Below are 20,977 nucleotides of genomic sequence, written 5' to 3'. Positions count from 1 at the left end.
GTCAGTGCCAGCCCTCGCCGGCCTTCAGCGCCGCCGAGAGGCTACGCACCGGGCGCGTCACCAGCGGATCGAGATCGAAGCGCTTCTCGAGCAGCCGGAGGATCGACGTGGTGTCGAAGTCCTCATGCGCGACGCCCGACTTGTTGAAACGCTTGGCGATCAGCAGCGCCGGAACGCGGGTGCCCGGGCCCCACTGGTCCGCAGCACGGGCCTCGGCACCGCGGCGGTTGTGCGGCGGGGGCGGAACGTGGTCCCACTGTCCGCCGAATTCGTCATAGGTGATGACGATCAGCGTGTCCTTGCCATCCGGCCCTTCGACGATCGCCTTGACGAGATCGACGAGATGCTGGCTGCCTTCGGATTCGCTGGTGTAGCCCGGATGCTCGTTCTCCTCGCCGATCGGCTTGATGAAGCTGACCTGCTTCAACCGGCCGTTCTTCGCCGCCTGGATGAACTCCGCCTCATCCTTCAGGTGATCCCTGCGGGCCTGCGTTCCCGGCGCGTAGCTGGCGAAGTAGTTGAGCGCCTGATGATGGAACTGGAAGTCCACATCCGGGCAATTCGGGAACACCGCCGTGGAGAGGTGATTCGGATCGGTGCAGGTCGTGCCATTGCCGTTGGTCCAGCCGGACGCGCCGACATCGCCATTGGCGTTCGACCAGCCGCCCGAATACCAGGCCCAGTCAACATGCTTCGCCGACAGCCGATCGCCGATGTTCGGCGTGTGCAGCGGCGGCAGGCGCTTGATGTCTGGAGTGCCCGGCGAATAGGGCTGATAGGTCGGCTGCGTGGTGTTGACCGCATAGTCGCCGCAGGCGAGGCCGGCCGGCAGGCCGGTCTGGTTGCATTTCGCGGTCAGCTGCGCATCCTTCACGGTGGAGACCGGCGTGTAGAGCGGCGTGCTGGTCGGCATGCCGTTGGCGTCGACGATGGAGTGGAAGTCATTGGCGCTGCCGTCGTTCAAGGCACCGACGAACTGCGGCGCCGCCGCCGCGACCAGGAACTGGTGGTTGAGGAACGAGCCACCGAAGGCGCCCTGGAAGAAGCTGTCGGCGATCACATAGTTCGGCGCGCCATGGCCGTGGAGATAGGTGTAGATCGGCAGCTTCTTGGTGTCGTAGTAGCCCATCACCAGACCTGCGGCGTCGCTGCCGGTTACGTAGCGGTTCTGCCGGCCGCCGTTGAGCTGGTACTGCTCGCTATAGAAGCGATGCACGATGTCCTCGGTGCAGCCGCCGGGCGCGCCGGTGCCGTTGAGGAAGCCGTGCGCCGCAAAAGACCCGAGCGGCTTGGGACAGGTGGTCGCCGAGGTCGGGATGAAGTCGTTGATCTCGAACGGCTTGTTCTTGAAGGCGCTGAGGATCGCGACCGAGCCCGTATTGTCGGTGCAGGTCGTCGGCTGCGGCGACGGAGAGGTCAGGTTGACGTCAGTCTGCAACAGACAGGCATAGACGGTCTGGTTGTCCTGCCGGACCTGCAGCGTATGCGCTTGATCGGCGTCGGAAGTCCCATTGATCCGGTCACGGCCGACATCGCCCCAGTGTCCATAGAGGTTATCGAAGCTGTGGTTCTCCTGGTAGATGACGACGATGTGCTTGTACTGATGCACACCTTCATGGCCGCGGTCGCGCAGGTCACGCAGCTCGTCCCTGACCTCGTGCTTGAACTCATCAATGATCTTTTCGACCAAATTCTCGGCGTTTGCCACCGGTGAGATGGCAACGGCGCCAGCAACAACTGCGAGCGCCGGAATGGCTCCCCAAAGCCGCATAGTGCTCTCCTGATTTCAGAAAGAAATAGAAATGGAGCTACACGCTATGCAAAACACATTTCGCCGGGATGACCGTTTTTCGACGCGCGCACAAACGCGTGAAAAGATGCACGCGCCGATAAATCTTCGTTCTGTCAAATTCAGTCAGCTTGCGTCTCGTTGATCGATCGTCATCAAACCGCAATCAACAGTCGTCTATCCAAACAGATGGTCATTGGTCCTGCCGACAGGAAACTGTCACCTCCGTGACATCTTCCGACGTACGGCAGCGCAAATGCATTGTGACAGGGGCGTTTTCTCGTAATGGTTTGGGATATTCTGGCGTCCGGCTCCGGAAAATGTCGTGCGGCACCCACCGATCGTGGCGCAAGGCCGGCATGGGTCGCGTTGCTGGTGCTCGTCGTTGCGCTTCTCCCGCTGCGGGCGATGGCATTCCCGCTCGGGGGCGACCAGACTGTGCTGCCGGCCGGCACCGAGTTTTCCGAGGACGCGCTGGCGCGGCCGCGCGAAATCTTTCATTCCGAAGCGATGGGCGGGCGCAAGTCCTATTTGGTCAATCTCGGCGATCTCGCGTTCAATTCGCCTTCCATCTTGGGCGGCAAGGCCCGCCAGGCCGAGATGAGCTGCGGCACCTGTCACGTCAACGGCGCATCGAACCCGGAACTGTTCGTTCCGGGCGCATCCTCCCGCCCCGGCACCTTCGACACGACCAGTCTTGTCTTCAACGCGAAGACGTTCAACAGCATCCTCGATCCGGTCAGGATCCCGAGCCTGCGGGGCGCCCGCTTCGTCGCCCCCTACGGACATGACGGGCGCATGACCTCGCTGCGCGACTTCATCTACAATGTCATCGTCAATGAGTTTTCCGGGCCGCGGCCGCGCGACGAGGTTCTCGACGGCCTCGTCGCCTATATCAACGATATCGATTTCCTCCCCAATCCGAAGATTGCGCCGGGCGGAAGGCTTGCCGCGCAGGCAAGCCTCGCCGAGCGTCGCGGCGAAGCGCTGTTCTTCAAACCGTTCCCCAAGCAGGCCGAGCTGAGCTGCGCCGGCTGTCATATTCCGGCCGGAACCTTCAACGACCAGCTGCGTCACGACGTCGGGTCCGGCGGACTGGTCAAGACCCCCACTTTGCTCAACGCCAATTTCAATGCGCCGTATTTTCACGACGGCCGCTACGACAGTTACGAAAAGGTCGTCGATCATTTCGATCGCGTGTTCGACCTCGAATTGTCGACCCAGGACACGCAGGACCTCGTGGCCTATCTGAATGCGGTCGGCGACGGCGAACGCCCCTTCGACAAGGACGGCGTCGTGCTCCGGATGAAGGAAGTGCTGGAGCTCTCGAGCGTGCTCGAGGTCGCGATCCCGGCCGCAGACACCGCGGTGGTGTCGCTGGCCGTGACCGGGGTCGGCGCCGAACTGCGCGAATTGACCGAGCACATCCCCGACATCAGGAACACCTCGGTCGGCGGCAAGGACGAGCGGCTCGCCGCGCGCGCGATCCTGAAGGATCTCGTTCTGACCTTGCGCCGTATCGACCTTGAGGTCGGCGCCGGCCGGATCGACGAAGCGATGGCGGAATACCGCAAATTTGCCCAGCTGGTGAATTTCGACGTTCCGGTCGCCCTGAAGAAGGCCGAGCCCTGGTCCCTCTTCAACAGCAACGTGCATCAGTCGCACTACACGGCGCTCGGCCGGATACTGCCGGTGACAAGCCAGCAGCCGCAGTAGCGCACGCGCTCACTGCGAGGCCGGCGGCGCGACCCATACATCGCTCTGCTGCATCCGGCGGATCAGCGCTTGCGGGTCGAACTTGCGCAGACCTGCGGGAACTTCGAAGGTTTGCGCCGGCTGCGGCTCGTCGCGGATGTGATCGGCGACGATCACCGTTCCATCCGCGGTCTTGATCTGCACCGGAAACCCGCGCGCGCGGTCGATCCAGCCAACAAAGCTCAAACCCGACGGTGCCGTGATTCGATAGACGTCGGTGTTGCGCCCCGCGACCGCTTCCTCTCCATCGCGCTGGCAGTGCCATGTCGCGGGATCGACCGGCGCGGAAAGCTGCGCCATCGCCAGCCATTGCCGGCAGGGATCGTCCGGATCGACCGGGACGAACAGCTGGGTGAGCGGGCTCGATTGCATGGCCTTCATATAGACGTGTGCGGCCGGGCGGACGAAATAGGCGGCGGGCTTGGCGGTATCGAGCAGAAAGAAGCCATCGGGCAACGCGGTTGGATCGATCCGCGCTTTTCCGCCCGAGATCCGCAGCGTTCCGATGGCGGTTGCCGTATCGTCCTTCCGCGCGAGGAGGTCGGCGGAAAACTGCTGCGCCGCGGCCGGCATCGGCACGTTGGCCAGGATGGCCATCGCGAACAGGCAGGCCATGGCATTCCTGCTGCCCTTCCAGATCTTCTTGCACATCTTCTTGCACGTCGTCTCGTCGCGCTTCATCGCATATCCCCGGTCGATCGACTGGTAGGCAGGCAGAACATGACAGCGCCGACCGAACCAATGATTCGATCGGCGCTGGCCTCGGATGGACTCAAGACCTCGTCCTGGACGAGAGCTCGATCACTCGGTGTAGGACAACGTGACCGGCTTGCTGAAGTCGAACGCGTCGAACAGGTCAGACAGTGCCGGGCTGTTGGTCGGAACGTACTCGTTGTTCTTCGAGTAGGTCGGGTTCGGCAGGTTGTCGCGGCTGCGGTGCGTGAGCGGCTCGAGAGCCCAGTTGCGCTCGATGAACTTCAGCAGCGAAACGTGGTCGGCGTAGTTGTGGTTGACCTTGCCGCCCGTCGAATAGGGCGAGAGGATCAGGGTCGGAATACGCGGTCCGTCGCCGAAGAAGTCGATCGACTGCGTGTAGCCGGAGTCCCAGTAGCCGCCGGCTTCGTCCCAGGTGATGAAGACCGCGGTGTCGGCCTTCAGCTCCGGATTGTTGTCCAGCGCGTTGAGCACGTTCAGGACATAGGCCTCGAACAGATCAACCTTCGAGCTCTGCGGATGACCGTCGAGCAGACCGTCCGGCTTGCCGAACGACACTGCGGGCAGCGTGTTCTGCTGGATCGCCGTGATCAGATCCGCCGTGTCCTTCATGTGAGCCTGACGCACCGCCGGATTGGCCATGATCGAGGTCGCATACTGGAACGGGTTGCAGATCTGGCAGTAGGCGACACCGAGCGCGTGCGCCGGATCGGCGACCGCGGCGGCGCCGAGGTTGGGGTTCGAGGGGTTGGCGGCAACCGCGGCGTTGGAAAGCGCCACGGCGTCGTTGAACGCACCACCATAGAACGCCCAGCTGATGTTCTTCTCGATCAGAGCGTCACCGATCGTACGAACCGACGACGGCGGGACGTTGTTGCCGCCGGACAGCGCGCCGTTCGGCAGATAGCCCGGATTGACGTTGTTGAGCATGTAGTAGTGGTTCGGCTTGCAGTTCGGCTCCGCCGCGTACGGCAGATTGTTGAGGTAGGTGACGATCGGCTTCACGCCGGGCTGGAACACGTCCGAGCAGTTGCTCCAATTGCCGTCGACGGTGTAGCGGTTGACCGAGCCCGCGACCGGGTTCGGGTTGGCGATCAGGTTGGCCGGCGGCGTCACCGGATTGCCCTTGCCGTCGCTCCAGAAGGCCGCATCGCCGGTGCCGATCATGAAGTGGTTCGCACCGGTGCCGCCGTGGAACGACTGGTGGAAGTTGTCGCTCAGCGTGAAGCGATCGGCGAGCATCTTCAGGATCGGGGCCTGACCCTGCTGGGCATTGTAGAAGCCCATCGAGTTGGCCATGCTCTTGTTGGACGCCGAATAGGTCGCCATCACGAACGGGAACAGGTCGTTCAGGCAGCCCGAATTGTTCTTTTTGGTGGCGCTGGCGGCGCTGCAATCTTCCTGCTGCCAGTCCTGATAGAAGCGATGGGTCGAGTCGCCGGTGTAGTCGTCGTCGCTGATCCGCTCGCCCTGCAGCGGGAACGGTCCGTTGAGACCGCCGGCACCGGGAACGCGGGTATCAAGCACACCGGTCGGCAGACCGCTGAAGCCGGTGGTCAGGATGTCGAGATCGGCCGGGTCCATGTCCTTCTCGACGCTGGCTTCGGCGATCGTCTTGAACGGGGGCGAAGTGTCGCTCTGCGCGGTCGGCGTACCGTTGGTGTTCGGCTGCGGCATCAAATTGGTCGCGTTGTAGGGCGACTTCGCGATCGCCGGCGCGCCGATGTAGAAGGACGGCTGGCCCGCAACCGAGTACTGCTGCGCCTGCGCGAAGTTCGGTCCCGGCGTTCCATCCTCGTTGACGATGCCCTTCGACAACAGGTTGGAGATGGTCTGCCCCTTGCCCTTCGGCTTGTACACACCGAAGGTGTGATCGAGGCCGCGGTTCTCACCGATCAGGATGATGACGTGCTTGATCGGCGAAGCGGTCTTGCCCTTGCCGCCGTGATCCTTGTCGTCATGATCGTGGTCGTGCTTGACGCGATCGGCTTCCTGATGCGCCTGGTGATTGTGATGCGGACGCTTGTCCCAATCACTGTGCCCGCCCGGATAGTGAGCGGCATAGGCGGCTGTTGCGACGAGCACCGTTGACGCGATGCAGAGCGCGGTGCTGGTTCGCCAGTGCTTTTTGTAGTTCAAACTCATTGTCGACCTCAGGGTGTTTGCGGTTAGCAACACACTGCTTAGTGCGACAGTATGACGCATGGTTTTCGCTTGCGTGAAAGCGCGCGAGAAATTTCGAAACGTTCAAATATTTTCTGTGGAGACATCGGCTGCTGTACGCCGCATCTCCACGATTCGACTCTTCAACTGAAGATCGAAAGTAGACGAAGCGCTCCACGCAGCGACGCGGATCGCAAATGCTCTACAATTCAGTTCAATCAATGCGGGATGTGCCTGGAGCGCATCACCTCGCGAAGCGCGGCGTAATGCTGATCATGCACATCTTGATTGAACAACGACCATGGCTCGGCGCTCGCCAGTAACGCAGGCACCGCAGCAGCCATCAGATTGCGATAATTCCTGAACTCGGCCGCAGCATCCGCGTTGCGCCCCGCGGCAACGGCCATCTCGATTCGCCGCAGCGTGAGCACGAGCTCCTTCAGCCCGCTGCGCGCAAGCACGCGCTGCTGCTCGCCGCCGGACACGCTGGTGTTCTTGCGATCGGGATATTGCTCGGTCAACTCGCGCAGCTCGCGGCCGATCGTATCGACTGCAAGCGCGACGATGTCCTTGTCGCCGGCGGGAATCGCGGTCGCGAGCACCGTCGAGAAATCGTTGATCTCCTTCAGCGTTGCACCGGCGCCGTCGCGTTCATAGGGCTGCACGCCGTCGCCGACGGCCGTGAGATAGGCAACGAGATCGCCCTTGTCCTGCGCCGAGAGGTCGAGCTGAAAGGTCCGGTCGAAATAATCGACGACCTGGTTGAAATTGTCGAAGCGCCCATCGTGGAAATATGGCGCGTTGAAGTCGGCGTTGCGCAGGGTCGGCGTCTTGAACAGGCCGCCCGAGCCGACATCATGCTGCTGGTGATCGACAAAGCCGGACGATGGCACGTGGCACCCCGCGCAGCTCAGCGCGGGATCGTGCGGGAACGGCTTCGCGAACAGCGCTTCGCCGCGGCGCTCCGCGTCGGTGATCTTGCCGGCCAGCCGCCCGGCGGGACCGAGGCTCGGATTGGGCAGGAAATCGATGTCGTGAAGATAGGCCACGATTGCATCGAGCGTGGCCGGCGACGGCTCGGGACCTGCGAACTCGCTGGTGATGACGTTATGGACGAAGTCACGCAGCGAGGCGAACCGGCCATCGGCGCCGTAGGGTGCAAGATAACGGGCGCCGCGCAGGCTCGGAATCCGCACCGGATCGAACGCCAGGTTGTTGGCCTTCGGATTGAACAGCGCCCCCGTGGTGTCGAACGTGCCGGGCCGGCTCGACATCTTCGGCATGAAGAATTTGGCGTTGTTCGCACCATTGACGTGGCAGGTGCCGCAGCTCACGTCGGCCTGCCGCGCCACCTCGCCGAGCAGCCCCGGCGAATTGAAGGCGAGATCGCCGAGATTCACCAGATACGACTTGGCTCCGGTCCGCTCGGACTGGAACACCTCGCGCGGCTTGTCGAGCGCATCCTCGTTCAGCTCGGTCGCAACCGGCAGCACGGTCTTGTCGCCATCGACCGGAAACGCCGCCGCGCGCCCGAGCAGCGCAAGGGCGATGACCGCGGAGAGCAGCGGAGCCGGACGCAGGTGAAGCGATCTCATCGCGCCTGCGCCTCCAGCGTCGGGCGCTGCAGCCCGAGCTTTGCCGAGGCGCTCTGCAACGCGACGACCAGTTCCTCGCTGGTCTGGCGCAGATCGGCGATATTGACATGCGGCAGGTCGGGCGTGGCGACGATCGCCTCGAGCTGCTCGATCCGGTTCGTCACCATCTCGTCGAGCTTACCGTCGACCGTATTGAGTGCAGCGGAGAAAATCGTGTGATAGGCGAAGTCGATGCCGGCGATGTTGTTGCGCATATCGTCCAGCGAGGTGCCGCTGATGCGCGACTCGCCGCCATCAGCTTTGCTTTCGCCGACTTCGTAAGCGAGCCGCACGGTGCCATCCAGGAGGCCTTGCGGCGTCAGCTTGATATCCTTGAGCTTGCCGTGAAGATCGTTCAGGTGCTCGACAAGACCAGTTGCATCGGTAGCGACGTCGGTACTACCCGCCCCGAACAGTTTCGCCTCGATGGCGTGAAACCCGCTGTCCGCGTTCGGCCAGGCGTCGATCTGCGCATCGAGCTCTGGGACGAAGCCTGCGGTAAACACCTCCGAGCGCTCCCAGCCGGCGCGCGCCGACAGCCAGGCCTTCCGTGCACCGGGCAAATCCGCCGCAGCGGCGCGCTCGCGCAAGGCGCGCGCACCTTCCAGCGCGCTGGCAACGCCCTCGATCAGATACGGCCGATAGCGCTCGGCGCCGTCCTCGAGAGCGCCCGCGTTCGCGGCGCGCACGCCTGCCGACGCTGCCAGCAAAGCAAGGCACGCCGCCACTCGCATCTTGTGCATAGCCAACCCACTCGTCTGCCGCAAAGGGCTCGCGGCACGTAATCGGCCGAACTATTGTCGGCATCCTATGCGGATTTGTGACAGCGCAGACTTTTTGTCGCATCTTTTCTGCTTCGCGATCGTTGTTGACGATCACAATCCCGCAAACGCATTGCTCGAATGAAAATGCACTGTTCAACGCGCGCGAGTTGTTGCAACACAGTGTGTTCACGCGTCACACTTGTCCCGCCACCATGCCAGTCGATCGCGAAGCTCTTTATTTCATTGCATCTTACGGCGCGCTTTGCGTGCTGTGCTGCACCGTCGCGCTGATCGATCTGCGCCACGGCATCATTCCCGATTGGCTGAATCTTGCGATCGCGGCACTCGGGCTTGCGCATGTCGTCATCACTGAAAGCATGACAGCCGCATTCAGTGCCATGGCGACCGCCGCTCTCGTCGGCGCCCTGTTCTTTCTGTTGAAGCGCCTCTACTTCGCCTTGCGGCATGTGGACGGCTTGGGACTGGGCGACGTCAAATTTCTTGCCGCCGCGACGATCTGGGTCGGCGCGGCGGGAATTCCGACCGTGCTGCTGATCGCGGCGCTCGCGGCACTTGCTGTCGCCGGCAGCCTACAACTCGCAGGACACGAGATGAAGCGCCAGACGTCGATCCCGTTCGGTCCTTTTCTTGCGCTTGGACTTCTCCTGACGCCGGCCCTGCAGAACTGGCTGGAATTGAACTAGCGCGGGAGCGAAGCCGCAGTCATCGCTGGATCCGCGCAGCCAGCGGCCTCCTGTCGGTGCTGACCGGAACGAGGCGGACATCGCCGCTCTCCTCGGTGCCCGGCTGGGGCAATGTGAGCACGGCATCATGCTCGTCTTTCTGCATCGTGACTTCGCGTCCGCTGATGGCTCGCAGCTTCCATCCCTGGAAATCGTCGCCGAGCTTCAGCCGCAATGGGGTCTTGTTCGCTTGGTCGAGAAATATCCCGAAGCTTTCTTCGTCTCCCGCGATCGTGCCGACGAGCGACAGCGGCGGCGGCTCGAGCGCGACCTTGCGTGGCGGCGGCGGCAACGGCTTGCTGACTTCCGGCTCCGCAACGACGGCAGGCGGCGGCCGCCGCGACGGCGAGAACACCGGGCGGTCGCGGGTGTTGGACAGCGTCTTGAGCGGAATGCCCCACAGCGGATTTGCGCTGAGCGGCCGAGGCGCCGGCGAAGGCGCCACCCGGACCGACGTCACCGGTTCGGACGGCGGCGGTGAACTCAACACCGGCCCACCGAGACGGGTATCGTCGAGCATCCCGGCGTCCAGTGCATCGCCGGATGGGTCAGGCACCGCAACCGGCGCCGAATAGGCCGACACCGCCAACAGCATGATGGTTGCAGCGAAGCGTCGCATCACTTGGCTCCTCGCCATTGTCCGGATACGCCGAGCAGCACGCGCAGCTTGCCGGGATCGGCGCCCTTCGCCGCCTCGTCGGCGACGGGTTGCACGACCAACTGGTCGATGAACAGGAACGGCATGCCGGCTTCGAGATCGTAGAGCACCTGTTGCAACTGCGCCTGTTCGATCTCGCTGCTTGCGACCATGCTGATGAAGCCGGCCTTCGCGGGCGCGTTGGGAACGTCGAGCTGCGTCGACAACACATTGCCGCCGGCCTTGATCACCGCGCCCGACACGCGCTGCAGCAGCGTGGCGCCGGCAACCGTGACGGTCGCCCCCTCGAGATAGGCGGAACCGGTCGGCATCGGGGACTGACCGGGCGCGGTATTCGCCTTGGACCGTCCCTCCAGTTGCTCCAGCATTCCGGCCGACGCCGCAACATCGCTGCGCAGGCCGATGATGTCCGAGAGCGACGAGATGACGACGAAGAGCAGCAGCACGAAGAGGCCGAGATAGCTCGCGGTCGCGACCAGTGGCGAAGTGCTGACGGCGGTCAGCGATCGGGATGCTGCGCTCATGAGCCGGACCCAAAGGACGCGGATATATTGGCCTCGACGTGGAACCGCTCCGCCGATTCATTCGCGGCGCGGGTCGTCGGCGCGAAGAATGTCGCGCGGGTGAATTGCGGCGACTGTTCCAGCAGGCGGATCAGGGATGGCGCATCCTGGGTCAGTCCCACCACCTGCACCTTGTTGCCCTCGATGCGGAGCTCCGTCACATAGGTCGTGTCGGGCAGGACGCGCGAGATCGCTTCCAGAACCATGACGCTCGATGGCGTCGTCTGCTTGCGCTTGGCGAGCAGGCCGAGACCGGACGAGTCGCCATTGGCATCGAGACGCAGCGCGGCGCGGCGCTGCGAGATGCGGTGTTGCAGGTCCTCCTGCTCGGATTGCAGCCAGCCGCCGAGATAGATGTTGAGCAGCAGGGACACCGCGGCCGCAGCCGCCGTCGCGACCAGGCCGATGCGCAAGAGGCGTGGAACCACAGGTCCGGCAAGGCCGCGCAGCGATCTGTCGAGCAGCGTCACCTGCAGCGGGGCGCCGTCGCCGCCAACCGCCGGCGCCGAGACTGCAACGGTGGCGGCGTCGAGCATCCTGGCCATCCGGATCAGCGGATCGACCTTGCTCGCCGCGGTCGCACTGAACGCGACTTCGATACGGTCATTGGAGATCGGCTGCGGCGCCCCCCAGCCAAAGACCGCATCGGCGGCGGTCCATGGCGTCAGGCGGTCGACCTGCGCGCGGATCATGCCATCGAGGAAACCGCCCGCCTGGCTCGGGAAATCAAGCACGCGGCTGACGACGTGATCCGATCGCAAACGCACCTCGATGCGGCTGCCGTCGAACGCCGTCTTCCACTCTGTTGACAACGGAGGCTGCGGCGCATCGTGATCGAGCCGGAACGAAACCGGAGCTGACGGCGAGCCATCTCTCGACGCGGTGGCGCGGGCTGTGAACGTGCCGTCGGCATTTTCGTCGAGCTCGATGCTGCGCCGGCGCATGAACCTGCCGGCAACGCCGTCGACGGCAGTCGCGACCGCGCCGATCCATTGCTCGAACCATTGCCGTGCTTCGGCGAGTATTGCCATCAACCTCTCCTCCGCGGCAGAACCGTGCTTCGCGGCTCGACATCGTTCTGCCAGGACAACACACGATATGGCTCGACCTTGTCGCCGAGCGCAATCACCGCTTCAGACGTGGTGCGGTGGCCGTTGCGGAACCGGATCGAGATTGCGATCCGGTAGCATGGGCTCTGCGCAGTCGATGCCGCACTTTGCGGGTTCGGCGCCTGCGATCCGGCGCTGAGGCCGCCGTTCGGCGACGGAGCAGGCGCGCCGAAGCTGTCCTGCTGCTTCCCCGATGCCTTATCCACGGCAAGAGCCACTTCCGGCGCGGCGATGGCCGGATCAACATCCGGACTGCCGTTGAACACCGTCACGAACGGCAACACACGATCGACGAAGGCTTCGGGGATCCCGGCGACCAGCGCCAGCTCGTTGACATGGGTGAACAGCCCCTGCCGCGGCGAATAGCCGAGCGCGTTGTAGCGCGCGGCCTCCACATTCTCGCTGCCCGGCGCGGGCCGGGTTCGCCAGCCGACGATCCGGTCGGCGTATTCGCTGGCGGCGTCCTTTCGGGCGCCGAGCACGACAAACAGGCCGATCAGCATTTCCTTCGACGCGTAGTTCAGGTCAACGCGGCCGGCCTCCGACGTAAAGGAGACACCGACGCTGGCGTCGTCAAGCCCGAAATGAAACGCCCCGTACTGCGGCCTCGTCTTCTCATCCGTCAGCGTCAGCTGATAGGCGGTGAGTTCGAGCCCGGCCGACACCAGTGCCTCGGTCTGCAGCGACAGGTCACTGGCCGCCAACGCGCGCGCCGACGCGGCAAGATAGGCCGAGAAGATGATCGCCAGCGACGACAGCGCAAGCAGAATCCAGAGCACCGCAACGATGACGAAGCCGCGATTGGGCGGCGATCGGCCGATATTATTGCCAGACGCCGCCATCACGTCTTCCCCTGATCGGTGGCACCGTCGGAACTTTGCTTGTCGCCGCAATTGCCGTCCGGCTTGGTGCAGTCGCTCGGGATCTGCACATGGACCGGCGCGATGGTCGACACCGACAGGACGCGCTGGCTTGCCGCATCACGGACGGTCAACCGGATCATCGCCGGCAGCTTGTTGGCGTCCTTCCACACGCTCTTCCAGGCCCGGTCGGCACCGGCATAGGCGAACGACAGGCGATAGGGTGCGCGCAGCAGCACGACGGGGCTGCCGAGATGCACCTGCTCCGAAAGCGACACCCTGTCGGCCAGCGGCGTGAAGCGCGCCTGCGAACGAACCGTGACGAACTCGCTGCGATCCCGGGTTTCACCAAGGTGCACCACGTCGAGCCCCGGCCCCGCATTCGGCCCCACCGACGTGCGCACGAACGTGACCGACAATTCCGATCCGTCGAACAGCGGCTTGTGGGTATCGCGGTTGGCGGCAACGAACTCCGCCGCGGCGAGATCGGCGCCGATCCGTTCCAGCGCGATCCCGATCAATTCGCTGCGCTGGATCCGGTCGAGCCCCCGGTTCCAGCTCGGCAGCCATTGCGCCGTGATGCTGGCGAGCGCCGATAGCAACAGCCCCATCAGCGCCAGCGCGACGATGGTCTCGATCAGCGTGAAGCCACGCTCGCCCGTTCGCTGTGCTGTCCTTGCCGGGGTCATTCCGAAGACCTCGGCATCAGGCGCACGGTGCGAATGTCGGACGACGCACCGCCCGGAGACTTGACGCGAATTCGCACCAGTTCAGGCGCCCAGGGCACGTTGCTCTCGGGCACGGTCCAGTCGCCACCAAGCGGACTGACCTCGATGGTCCAGCGGTAGCCCTCCGCCTGCCCCGTCGACTTGCCCGATTGCAGTTCGGCGCGCGGCGGAATGCCGACCGTCATCAAAGTGCGCGCCGCCTGCATCAGCGCGACGTGCTGCTCCATGGCCCGGACGCCGCGCGTCTTGACGCCCATGACGGCGCCGATCGCAACGATCGAGACAGCCACCAGCGCCAGCGCCACCAGCACCTCGATGATGGTGAACCCCGCATCCATGCGGTTAGTTGGCGGCGACGTCGCGAGCAACGATTTCTACCCTTCCGGTGAGCCAGTTGACGCGGACCTCGTATCCCGCATCGAGCCGCGTCAGCGCGATGGAGCCGCCGCAGGAACCGCCATTGGCGAAGAAGCGGATGGTCGACAGTGCGGCGCGGCGCTGACAGCTCTGCGGCAGCACCGCATCGAACCGCACGTCATCGGGGATTCGCACCGTCATGCGTGATGCGCCAGAGTGGATCACCCGGCTCGCCGCATCGACCAGCGTCGCAACGCTGGTGCTGCGCTCGATAGCGGCATTGCGATCGGCCTTCAGCAGCGTTGCCGTCTGCAACGCATAGGCCTGCAAGCGCGATCGCGAGGTCTGGTGCGGAATGAACGGGAGCAGCACGGCCGCCAGCAGCGCGATGATGGCAAGCACGCACACCATCTCGAGCAGGGTAAAGCCGCGCTGCGACGCCTCATTCATGCTCGTCATGCATCCTATTGGTCGTTGTTGGCGGCTGTCGTCTTTTCCAGCGAGATGTCGGCCGAGGTGCCGCTGCCGCCCTCCTGACCGTCGGAGCCATAGGAGACGATATCGTAAGGCCCGTGTTCGCCCGGCGAGCGATAGAGATAGGGATGGTTCCAGGGATCGTTCGGAACGTTGCCGCCCTTCAGATAGGGGCCGTTCCAGGCGGCGACGCCCGGCGTGCGCCGGACCAGCGCGGCAAGTCCCTCCGCCGTGGACGGGAAGCGTCCGGCGTCGAGGTAGAACAGGTCGAGCGCGCTGGAGAAGCTCTGCAACTGGATACGCGCGGTCTTGACCTTGGATTCGCTGAGATAGTTGAGCACGCGCGGCCCGATCAGCCCCATGATGAGGCCGATGATCGCGATCACCACCAGCATCTCGACCAGCGTGAAGCCTTCCTGCCCCGACCGCCTTGGCCGTTGTGAGCGCGCCGGATCGCGTCCCGCTCGCATGGAGAATGTTTCGATGATCGTGTTGCGCGATATCATGACCAATGACCCCTGCTCTAACCGACTAGCTGCGTGACCGAGAGCAGCGCCGTCATCACCGATACGATCAGTCCGCCGACGACGGTGCTGATCGTGATGATCGCCAGTGGACCGACGATGCCGACGACACGGTCCAGGCTGCGCTGCAATTTTGCTTCGTAGAATTCCGCGACCCGCCCGGCCAGCACCGGCAGCTGCCCGGTCTCTTCGCCGAGCCGCAGCATGCGGACCGCCATCGGCGGCAGGCTGTCCGCCACGGCGAGCGCGTCCGACAATTTTCCGCCATGGCGGACGCGGTCGGCGGCGGCGGTCCAGTTCGCCCCGCTCCCGGTCACCGCCATGATGTCGACGAGGATGCGCAACGCGGCCGTGAGGTTGACGCCGCTGCCGAGCAGGACGCCCAGATTGCGGCAAAACAGGCTTGCGCGATAGAACTGGAAGGCGCTGCTGATGCCCGGCAGCCGCGAGATCCCGCTGACCAGCGCGGCGCGCACGCGCGCCTGCCGCAGCAGCCACCATGCGAGCGCAATCGTGGCCGCACTGATCAGGCTCGCCGCCGTGGCATTGGCCCGCAGGAAATCCGACACCGCGATGAAGCTGGCGAGTGCCGTATCCGACTTGCCGCCGAAATCGCCCAGCACGGTCGAGAATTGCGGCAGCACGAACAGCAGGAAGAACAGCATCACGCCGGATGCCGCGACCAGCACGAAGGCCGGATATTGCATGGCGTCGGTCAGCTTCCGCCGCATCTGCTCGGAACGCGCGCGCTCGGTCCCCAGCATCTCGAGCACCGAGTCGAGCGTGCCGGAGATTTCCCCCACCCGGACCAGGGCGATGTACATCGGCTGGAACAGGGTCGGATGATCCGCCACCGCATCGGCAAAGCTCTCGCCGGTGAGCAGGGCCGCGCGGATTTTGGCCACCACCGGACGCATCCGGCCGACATCGGCATCGCCGGACAAAAGCTCCAGGGCATCGTCGAGACGCGCGCCGGCCTTGAGCAGCAGGGCGAGATCGCGCGTGAAGGTGGTGACCTCGGCGGCACTCGGCCCGCCGAACAGGCTGCGGCCACCGGTGGCGCCGGATGCGCGCTTGTCCTCGGTGGTCTCGATCGGCAGCAGCTTGAGATATTCGATCCGCCGTGCCACCTCAGCCGCCGTCGGAGCCGAGATCGTGCCGTTCACGATCTCGCCGGCCTGGGTCAAAGCGCGATAGCGATAATTCGGCACGGCGTCACCGCACCGTTGCAACGCGGAGGATCTCGGCGGGCGAGGTCAATCCGGCGCGGCATTTGGCAACTCCGTCATCGAGCATCGTGGTCATGCCCGCCCGGATCGCCATCCTATCGATCTTCATTCCGTCGCTTCGCTCTCCGATCAGTTCGCGCAGTTCACTGGATAATTCGAGCAGCTCGAACACGCCGAGACGGCCGCGATAACCGGTCCCGCCGCAACGCTCGCAACCGCATGGCTCGTGAATGATCTCGCCTTCCCGGAATCCGAGTGCGGTGAGCCGGGGATCCTCGGTGAAATCGGCCGTTGCCAGCGGCCGCGCCGCCTTGCAGCGCTCGCACAATTGGCGGACCAGGCGCTGCGCGATCACGCCGCGCAGCACCGAACGCAGCAGATAGCCTTCGACCCCGAGGTCGAGCAGGCGCGGCACCGCGGCAGCCGCGGTCTCGGTGTGCAGCGTCGTCAGCACCAGATGCCCGGTCAGCGCCGCATGCACCGCGACATGCGCGGTCTCGGAATCTCTGACTTCACCGACCATGATGACATCAGGGTCCTGGCGAACGAAGGAGCGCAGCGCGGTGGCGAAGGTCAAGCCGATCGCCGGCTTGACCTGGGACTGGTTGACGCCGGGGATCTCGTATTCGACCGGATCCTCGATCGTCAGAATCTTGCGGCTGGGCTCATTGAGGATCGAGAGGATCGTCGCCAGCGTCGTGGTCTTGCCGCTGCCGGTCGGCCCCGTGATCACGACCATACCGTACGGCAGCTTCAGCAGCCGCCGCAGCTTGGCTTCGTCGTTCTCCGAGAATCCCAGCTTTTCGACAACCAGCAGGCCGCGATCCTTGGGCAGGATGCGGATGACGGCGGATTCGCCGTGTTGCATCGGCATGATCGCGACGCGGATATCGATGTCGGTGCGCCCGACCCGCAGCCGCGCCGCACCGTCCTGCGGCAGGCGGCGCTCGGCGATGTTGAGATTGGCGATGATCTTGATGCGGGAGACCACCGCCTGTGGCAGCACCCCCGACAGCGCCGCGACCGGCCGCAGCAGGCCATCGATGCGCAAGCGCACCATGAGGCCGGCGGAAAACGGCTCGATATGGATGTCGCTGGCGCGGAACTCGACGGCCTTCTCGATCAGATCGTTGACCGCGCGCACCACCGGCGCACCGCTGGCGAGATCGCGCAGGCTCTCGATGTCGTCTTCGCGGGGCAGCGCCGCCGTCGTATCGGTGGTCTCGGCCTCCTCGGCGCTGGAAGAGTTGTTCAGCGCGATGGCGACGTCTTCCGACGAAGCCACCTTCACTTTGATGCCGGCGCCAAGCACGATCTGCGCCGCCCGCAGCGTCGCCTGGTCGGTCGGGTCGACGACCGCCAGGACAGTGGTCCCATCGGCTGCCCGGCATGGATAGACCATGGTCTCGCGCAGGAAGCGCGGCGAGAACGCCCCGACCAGCGGTTCGGCCGAGGTCATCTCCTGCAGCGTGAGGCGGCCGAGCGCGAAGAAGCGCGCGGCTTCGTCGGCGAATTCGGTCGGTGCGAGGCTGGTGACCTCCCACAGCTTCAGTTGCCTGGCGTCGGCGCCCTGCCCGCTCCGCTCAGGCGATCCGTCGATCGGCGCCAGGTGATTGTTCTGACGAAGATAATCCACGAACCGAACGGACAGGTCGTTGGCCATTCTCGATATCCCGCCACACTATCCCGGATCAGTCCGTGCCATCCGCCGCCGCGTCGGCTCCCGGCAATTCTGCGGTTATCGATCCGAAGTGTGACAGCTGTGCGAAGTCACATCGTTCGCCTCGCTCAAGAAACCTTGACGTGGCATCGCGGACACGGCCGCGCGCCGGCTGCACAGTTGTGATGCGATGGACGGGTCGCGAACGCCGATCATGTAACCAATTTATTTCTGTCATGTTCGATCGCTAAGAGTCCCAGCGGGGTAGGACCGATCGTCGCAAGCCGTCGAAATTTCAATTAGTCAGAGCGAAGGGCCTTCATGCAACGCGTAGGCACAGTGGGCCGCTGCCCGACGATCCGCGGCGGCCTGGCAGCCATTTTTGCCCTGACGTCACTGGGGTTGCTGGCGTCCTGCAATTCCGCGACGGTCGGCGAGAGTGTGGACGCGTCCCAGGTCGACGTCACCGACAAGGTGCGATCGCTGGATCTCTTGCCGCGCCAGCCGCAACCGGTGAGCGGGCTGGCGGCGACAGGCGGCGGCCAGGGCGGCAGCGTCCGCGCGGCGATGTATGAGGGAAGCGAAGTGACTGCCGTCGCCGACGCGCGGCCGCAGCCGGCCGCGAACGGGAATGGCTTCGATCTGAATTTCGAGAGCACGCCGGTTGCGACCGTCGCCAAGGTCGTGCTCGGCGACATCCTGCATGTCGGATACACCATCGACCCGCGGGTACAGGGCACGGTGAGCCTGGTGTCGGTCCGCCCGGTGCCGAAATCCGACATGGTCTTCGTGCTTGAAAACGCGCTTCGCCTGAGCGGCGTGGTGTTGCTGAAAGATACCGCGGGCTATCGCCTGACGCCGCTCGGCGACGCCGTCGGCGGCGGCCGCGTCGATGCCGCGGCGGCCAATCCCGAACCCGGATTCGGCATCTCGGTGGTTCCCCTGCAATATGTGTCGGCCCAGACCCTGCTAAAGCTGACCGACAGCTTCGCCACCAGGGCAGGCTCTATCCGCGCCGACACGACGCGCAATCTGCTTCTGATCCAGGGCACCGGCGCCGAGCGCCGCACCGCCGTCGACACCGTGCTCAGCTTCGACGTCGACTGGATGCGCGGCCAATCGGTCGGCATCTTCCCGATCTCGAGCGGCTCGCCCGCGCCCGTCATCGCCGAGCTGGAGAAGATCGTCGATTCCGGCGAGAACGGCCTCAGCCAGAACGTCATCAAGTTCATGCCGGTCGCACGCCTCAACGCGGTGCTGGTGGTGACCAAGAAGCCGGACATGCTGCACACGGCGGCGACCTGGATCAAGCGCCTCGACCGCAACGACACCGCGCGCACCTCGGTCCATGTCTACCGCGTCAAATACGGCGATGCGCGCCAGATCGCGCGGGTTCTGACCGACATGTTCCTCGGCGGATCGTCCGGCAATTTGCTCGACAGCGCCGACAGCCAGCTCGCGCCCGGCTCCGGCACCTCGTCGACCTCGAGCGTCGCCGACCGTCTGTCCGCGAACGGCAACTCGGGCTCGAACTCGAACAGCTTTGCCTCGCGCGGCACGTCAGGGACAGGCGCAACGGGTCAGGGCCTCGGCCAGGGATTTGGCGCCGGCGGGCAAGCGAACAATCCCAATCAGGGCCAGGGCAACAATGCCGCGCTGGATAGCGGACGCGGCGCTGGCTCGGGCTCAGGCAACGGCCAGCCCGTCATGCAGGACGTACGGATCACGCCCGATGTCGTGAACAACAATCTGCTGATCTACGCCGATCAGGCCAACTACCGCATCATCGAGGCGACGCTGCAGCAGATCGACGAGCCGCAGCTCCAGGTCGCGATCGATGCGACGATCGCCGAGGTCACGCTCAACAACACTTTGTCCTATGGTGTGCAGACCTATCTCACCAGCAGGAACCTCGGCCTGAAGCCGAACGTCGGCTCGTTCACGGGCACCCAAGCCACCACGGCGCCCGCGACCACCACGGACGCGACCACCGGGGCCGTCTCCGTCGCAGGCTCGGTCACCAATGCCTTCATCAACCGCGCCTTCCCGGGCTTCAACTTCCTGATCGGATCCGAGACGCAGCCGAGCCTCATCCTAGATGCGCTGCATGCCGTCACCAGCGTCAAGGTGCTCTCCAATCCGTCGCTGGTCGTGATCAACAACCAGGTCGCGACCCTGCAGGTCGGTGACGTCGTCCCGGTGTCGACCGGCAGCGCGACGGTGCTGACCGGCAGCAACACGGTGGTCAACACCATCGACTATCGCAACACCGGCATCATCCTGCGGGTCTCACCGCGGGTCAGCGTGAACGGCACCGTGCGGCTCGATGTCGAGCAGGAGATCAGCAACGTTCCGCAGACCAGCGCGAACAGCCTGACCCCGACGGTGTCGGAGCGGAGGGTCAAGAGCCAGATCGCGGTCGCCAACGGCCAGACCGTGCTGCTGGCGGGCCTGATCAGCGAACAGCAGAGCGGCAACCGCAATGCGCTTCCCGTGCTTGACCAGATTCCCGGCCTCGGTGATGCCTTCGGACATCAGAGCAACGGCACCCAGCGCACCGAGCTGATCATCTTCATTCGCCCGCAGATCATCCGCAACGGTTCCGACGCCCAGATGGTGGCCGAGGAGCTGCGATCGAAATTGCGCGGCAACATCGCAACGACATCGACCAATGCGCCGATTACCACCGCCTACCACTGAGCCGGGCCGCACAGTGCGCCGCGTGCTCACGCAACGGACCGCCCTCTGCGCCTCGCTTGCGGTCGCGCTTTGGGGCACGACCGCGTCCGTCGCGAGCGCCGACAGCGTTGCGCGCGGAACGGCCGCCTTCCATCGCGGCGACTATGTCAGGGCGTCCCGGGAGCTTGCGCCGGCCGCCGACCGCGACAACCCAAGAGCCCTCGGCCTGCTCGGATTCATGTACGAGCACGGCTTCGGCGTCCCGCAGGCCTATGATGCTGCCGCCGATCTCTACTATCGCGGCGCGGTGCAGGGCGATCCGTTCGCGCAAGCCATGCTCGGCCTGATGTACGACAAGGGCCACGGCGTTCCGAACGATTACGTGCTGGCCTACAAATGGCTCAATCTGGCGGCGGCCCGCACCGGCGGGCGGCAGCGCGATGCCTATCTCCGATTCCGCGATGCGGTTGCCTCAAAGCTCTCGAGGAATGAGATCGTCGCCGGCCAGCGGTTTGCATTGGGATGGGTCCCCGGCCGGCCGGCGCCGGACGTGCACCTGACGATCAAGTAGTCG

19 protein-coding genes are annotated in these 20,977 nt (G+C 64.7%); 4 read left to right on the top strand and 15 right to left on the bottom strand.

Features of this window, described 5'->3' with window-relative positions:
• Position 1: 1 nt before the first annotated feature.
• Positions 2-1,771, bottom strand: a complete 1,770-nt coding sequence (locus HU230_RS37880; protein WP_176533843.1) for an alkaline phosphatase family protein — start codon at positions 1,769-1,771, stop codon at positions 2-4.
• A gap of 393 nt (positions 1,772-2,164) precedes the next feature.
• Between HU230_RS37880 and HU230_RS37875 the strand changes: the two genes are divergently transcribed.
• The gene (locus HU230_RS37875; protein ID WP_224944279.1) at positions 2,165-3,505 is read left to right on the top strand and encodes a cytochrome c peroxidase; all 1,341 of its coding nucleotides are present in this window, start codon (positions 2,165-2,167) and stop codon (positions 3,503-3,505) included.
• Positions 3,506-3,514: 9 nt separating this feature from the next.
• On the opposite strand, the gene HU230_RS37870 is transcribed toward HU230_RS37875, so the two are convergent.
• From HU230_RS37870 to HU230_RS37855, 4 genes are all read right to left on the bottom strand, one after another.
• The gene (locus HU230_RS37870; RefSeq protein ID WP_224944004.1) at positions 3,515-4,225 is read right to left on the bottom strand and encodes a hypothetical protein; all 711 of its coding nucleotides are present in this window, start codon (positions 4,223-4,225) and stop codon (positions 3,515-3,517) included.
• Between the two features lie 120 nt (positions 4,226-4,345).
• Complete coding sequence (locus tag HU230_RS37865) at positions 4,346-6,403, bottom strand: alkaline phosphatase family protein (RefSeq protein WP_224944003.1); 2,058 nt, start codon at positions 6,401-6,403, stop codon at positions 4,346-4,348.
• Positions 6,404-6,639: 236 nt separating this feature from the next.
• Positions 6,640-8,016, bottom strand: coding sequence for a cytochrome c peroxidase (locus HU230_RS37860; RefSeq protein ID WP_176533845.1), 1,377 nt, complete (start codon positions 8,014-8,016; stop codon positions 6,640-6,642).
• A complete protein-coding gene (locus tag HU230_RS37855; RefSeq protein ID WP_176533846.1) occupies positions 8,013-8,798 on the bottom strand; it encodes an EfeM/EfeO family lipoprotein in 786 nt (261 codons plus the stop codon). The genes HU230_RS37860 and HU230_RS37855 overlap by 4 nt, the downstream gene beginning before the upstream one ends.
• A gap of 77 nt (positions 8,799-8,875) precedes the next feature.
• Here HU230_RS37855 and HU230_RS37850 point away from each other — a divergent pair, with 77 nt between their 5' ends.
• On the top strand, positions 8,876-9,523 hold the full coding sequence (locus tag HU230_RS37850; RefSeq protein ID WP_224944002.1) for a prepilin peptidase: 648 nt from the start codon (positions 8,876-8,878) through the stop codon (positions 9,521-9,523).
• 19 nt (positions 9,524-9,542) lie between these two features.
• Here the strand turns inward: HU230_RS37850 and HU230_RS37845 are convergent, their stop codons facing one another.
• Genes HU230_RS37845 through HU230_RS37800 form a run of 10 tightly spaced genes read right to left on the bottom strand, consistent with a single transcriptional unit; the run spans position 9,543 to position 17,727 of the window.
• A complete protein-coding gene (locus HU230_RS37845; protein WP_224944001.1) occupies positions 9,543-10,181 on the bottom strand; it encodes a hypothetical protein in 639 nt (212 codons plus the stop codon).
• The gene (gspM, locus tag HU230_RS37840; protein ID WP_224944000.1) at positions 10,181-10,744 is read right to left on the bottom strand and encodes a type II secretion system protein GspM; all 564 of its coding nucleotides are present in this window, start codon (positions 10,742-10,744) and stop codon (positions 10,181-10,183) included. Before gspM ends, HU230_RS37845 begins: the two co-directional genes overlap by 1 nt.
• Positions 10,741-11,814, bottom strand: a complete 1,074-nt coding sequence (locus tag HU230_RS37835) for a PilN domain-containing protein (RefSeq protein WP_176533848.1) — start codon at positions 11,812-11,814, stop codon at positions 10,741-10,743. The genes gspM and HU230_RS37835 overlap by 4 nt, the downstream gene beginning before the upstream one ends.
• Positions 11,814-12,734 (bottom strand): type II secretion system minor pseudopilin, encoded by a 921-nt coding sequence (locus HU230_RS37830; RefSeq protein WP_176533849.1) that lies wholly within the window; start codon positions 12,732-12,734, stop codon positions 11,814-11,816. The genes HU230_RS37835 and HU230_RS37830 overlap by 1 nt, the downstream gene beginning before the upstream one ends.
• Positions 12,734-13,441, bottom strand: a complete 708-nt coding sequence (locus HU230_RS37825; protein WP_176533850.1) for a PulJ/GspJ family protein — start codon at positions 13,439-13,441, stop codon at positions 12,734-12,736. Before HU230_RS37825 ends, HU230_RS37830 begins: the two co-directional genes overlap by 1 nt.
• Positions 13,438-13,818 (bottom strand): prepilin-type N-terminal cleavage/methylation domain-containing protein, encoded by a 381-nt coding sequence (locus HU230_RS37820; RefSeq protein ID WP_176533851.1) that lies wholly within the window; start codon positions 13,816-13,818, stop codon positions 13,438-13,440. The genes HU230_RS37825 and HU230_RS37820 overlap by 4 nt, the downstream gene beginning before the upstream one ends.
• Positions 13,819-13,822: 4 nt before the next feature.
• A complete protein-coding gene (locus HU230_RS37815) occupies positions 13,823-14,287 on the bottom strand; it encodes a type II secretion system protein (protein WP_092126604.1) in 465 nt (154 codons plus the stop codon).
• 14 nt (positions 14,288-14,301) lie between these two features.
• On the bottom strand, positions 14,302-14,781 hold the full coding sequence (gene gspG / locus HU230_RS37810; protein WP_171947980.1) for a type II secretion system major pseudopilin GspG: 480 nt from the start codon (positions 14,779-14,781) through the stop codon (positions 14,302-14,304).
• Between the two features lie 53 nt (positions 14,782-14,834).
• Positions 14,835-16,046, bottom strand: coding sequence for a type II secretion system F family protein (locus HU230_RS37805; protein ID WP_176533852.1), 1,212 nt, complete (start codon positions 16,044-16,046; stop codon positions 14,835-14,837).
• Between the two features lie 4 nt (positions 16,047-16,050).
• Entirely contained in the window at positions 16,051-17,727 is a 1,677-nt protein-coding gene (locus HU230_RS37800) for a GspE/PulE family protein (protein ID WP_176533853.1), read from the bottom strand.
• Positions 17,728-18,045: 318 nt separating this feature from the next.
• Here HU230_RS37800 and gspD point away from each other — a divergent pair, with 318 nt between their 5' ends.
• Both gspD and HU230_RS37790 read left to right on the top strand, forming a co-directional pair.
• Complete coding sequence (gene gspD / locus HU230_RS37795) at positions 18,046-20,424, top strand: type II secretion system secretin GspD (RefSeq protein ID WP_176533854.1); 2,379 nt, start codon at positions 18,046-18,048, stop codon at positions 20,422-20,424.
• 22 nt (positions 20,425-20,446) lie between these two features.
• Complete coding sequence (locus HU230_RS37790) at positions 20,447-20,974, top strand: tetratricopeptide repeat protein (RefSeq protein WP_224943999.1); 528 nt, start codon at positions 20,447-20,449, stop codon at positions 20,972-20,974.
• Positions 20,975-20,977: the final 3 nt, after the last annotated feature.

The sequence above is a fragment of the Bradyrhizobium quebecense genome, assembly GCF_013373795.3.
Classification (GTDB): domain Bacteria; phylum Pseudomonadota; class Alphaproteobacteria; order Rhizobiales; family Xanthobacteraceae; genus Bradyrhizobium; species Bradyrhizobium quebecense.
The sequence above is the reverse complement of the archived record's forward strand: the minus strand, read 5'-3'. Positions and strand labels throughout refer to the sequence as shown.